Below are 2495 nucleotides of genomic sequence, written 5' to 3' on the forward strand. Positions count from 1 at the left end.
GTGTTATAAGGTTTGAAATATAGTATAATACATTAAAAGTTATTAGTCTTATTACATCGGAGGAAATACAATTGATTACTAAAGACAAGGCTAAAGAGATAGCAAAATTTATTACGAAACCTATTGAAGAAAACTTATTGAATGAGAGAATCCGTTTAAACGCGTATTATCTCGATTGTATTCGATTGAATAAAGTGAATGAACAATCGATTTTATTGGAATCATATCATGGAGTTAATTTTACTGGTAATGCTTATGCATTGTTTAGAAAATTAATTGAATCATACCCAAATTTTAAGTGCTATATAGCAATAAAAGATACAGAAGATCCTATGATTAAATGGTTGAAAAATGAATATAAAAATAAAATTTTTTCAGTTGTTGAATATGAAAGCAAAAAATACTTGAAGTTATTAGCTACATGTAAGTATCTAGTCAATGATACATCGTATATGCCGTACTTTTGTAAAAGAAAAGAGCAAGTTTATTTAAATACATGGCATGGAACACCTCTCAAAACATTGGGAAAAGATATTAAAAATGCTGGGTTTAACGATCATAAAAACATACAGAAAAATTTATTTTCAGCAGATAAATTAGCTATGCCTAATAGATTTACTGCTGAAAAGTTGATTAAAAGTAATGATTTGGATGGTATTTTAAATGCTGAAATCGGAATGTTTGGTAATGCTCGAGTAGATTTAACGTTAAATAGTAATCGCGAAGCTATGTTGACCAAGTATAAATTAGTGAAAGATAAAAAAATTGTACTTTTCGCGCCAACATGGAAAGAAAATGATTCTGTAGATGAGAGTGTAAAACAACTAATTGAACAGACCGATCTAATACAAAAAGCATTGGGTAGTGATTATCATGTATACTTAAAAACCCATTATTTTGTTTATGAACAAATGCTGAAAATGGATTATGGTAACCATATGATTCCTAATTGGGTTGATACTAATGAAATTTTATCAACCGTAGATTTGCTAATCACGGATTACTCAAGTATATTCTTTGATTTTTTACCATTGAAAAAGCCAATTCATTTCTTTATGCCTGATAAAGCAGAGTATGAATTTGAGAGAGGAATGTACTTAGATTTACAAACCTTGCCAGGTAAAATTTCAAATAATATAGAGGAATTAGTTGAAAACATCCAAGTCAAAGAAAATGAATATTTAAACAGTTATAAAGAAAATATTGATAATTATTTAGAATTATACTGTTCTCAAGATAATGGAAAATCTGTAGCAAACACTTTAAGATTTATGTTTGGTGAAGTATCAGAAGAAAAATTATTTAAGTCATCAAAAAAAGTAGTAGTATTTTATGGTGGTGGCTTTTACAATAATGGGATTACTAATTCAATTATTAATCTAAGTAAAGCCTTTAATTATGATAAGTATGAATTTGTTATTATAGAAAATCAATTAGTTAATGAAGAGAAGCTTCAAAATGTGAAACGTCTAGATAAAAGGGTGCATGTTATTACTAAATTTTCAGATACTAATCGAAATATCTTTGATACTATTAGCCAAAATTTACTTTATCGACAAGGATTTAATTCAAACTTCATCATAAAGAAACATATAAAAAGATATTTTGAGTTAGACTTTAAAAGAATATTCGGTAATCTAAAGCCTGATATATTAATTGATTACGGTGGATATAATAAAATGTTCACAGCACTTTTTGCATTTGCACCAGTAAAAGTTAAAGCGATTTATCTTCACGCTAATATGTTCGAAGAATATAATAAAAAAATAAATGGAGTCTATAAGCACAAATGGAATTTAAAAGTGATTTTTAGTCTGTATGATCAATTTGATAGAATAGTTTCTGTTTCTGAAACCGCTAATGAAGAAAATAAAAATAATTTATCTGGATATATAACTAACTCAGATAACAAGATGATTTTTATTGGGAATATTATTGATGGTGATGAAATTTTAAAAACAGCTCAAGAATCTCAAGATTTGAAGAAACATATTCAGCTATATAAGGAAGGACATAAGTTAGATTATACATTATATGATATTGAGGAAGTTAACGCTTATAGTTGCAATTTGAAATGTGTACAATCACCTCATGATAATGATTTTAACTTTGTAAGTGTTGGCAGATTATCGCCAGAAAAAAATCACTACTCTTTAATCAAAGCTTTTAAAAAGGTAGTTGAAAAAGAGGAAAAGAGCAAGTTGTTTATTATTGGAGATGGTCCTCAATATAGTCAATTATATAGTCTTATTCAACGGTTGAACTTACAAGAAAATGTTTTTCTTTTAGGGTTTATACAAAATCCCTTTATTTTTGTAGAACAATGTGATTGTTTTGTATTGGCTTCAAATAATGAAGGTCAAGGTATGGCAATTTTAGAAGCTAATGTGCTGGGTAAACCAATTATCGGAACTAATGTAAGTGGTATTAATACAGTTATAAACAATGAAAATGGTTTGTTAGTAGAAAATAATATTGAGAGTATAGCTAATGGA

General features: G+C 27.6%; 1 protein-coding gene. It reads left to right on the forward strand.

Annotated elements, in window-relative coordinates:
- Window positions 1–71: 71 nt before the first annotated feature.
- Window positions 72–2495 (forward strand): glycosyltransferase (locus BU038_RS12240; protein ID WP_107606242.1); only part of this gene is annotated, 2424 nt, incomplete at its 3' end.

The organism is Staphylococcus simulans, from assembly GCF_003043455.1.
GTDB lineage: Bacteria > Bacillota > Bacilli > Staphylococcales > Staphylococcaceae > Staphylococcus > Staphylococcus simulans_A.